The 516-nt window shown below is 61.4% G+C and carries 1 protein-coding gene; it reads left to right on the forward strand.

The window, feature by feature from the left end; translation table 11 throughout:
* Nucleotides 1-455, forward strand: a 455-nt coding sequence (locus ACFFGH_RS34460; RefSeq protein ID WP_386677494.1) for a hypothetical protein, incomplete at its 5' end; no start/stop codon positions are given.
* Nucleotides 456-516 lie beyond the last annotated feature (61 nt).

Below are 516 nucleotides of genomic sequence, written 5' to 3' on the forward strand. Positions count from 1 at the left end.
GCCTAACAATTCGTCCAAGCCGACGCCGCTTCGCGGCGCGGCTTAACTCAGGTGTTAGGCGCCTCATGATGGTTCGGCAGACCTTCAACATGGAACGGCACAGCGCTGATCTGGACCGGACCATTGCCCAGTCCTTCTCGGCGTCATTCATGTCCAACAGCAAGTGGCGGCGGCTCTTCATGGCGCTCTCCGCTCCTCACTTGGCCGTGCACCAGGTGCTGTGGAAGTTCGTTGGCCGCGAGCCGGTTGTGCTCGGAGCAACGCCCGATGCAGAGTGTTTGGGAGAGCTCTTTGTGGAGCGCACCAGCTTCGCAACCTTTCCTTACAAGGAGATAGAGTGGGTGGAAGTCCCGCCCGCCCACGATCTCGACGCAGTCGAACAGGCGCTGACGGCCGTGGGGCAGTTCGAAATCCGGCGTCTCGAAACGGGCTTGAGGGTGTATGGCCACCGCTGAGGCGCCTAACAATTCGTCCAAGCCGACGCCGCTTCGCGGCGCGGCTTAACTCAGGTGTTAG

It is taken from the genome of Lysobacter korlensis, from assembly GCF_042434515.1.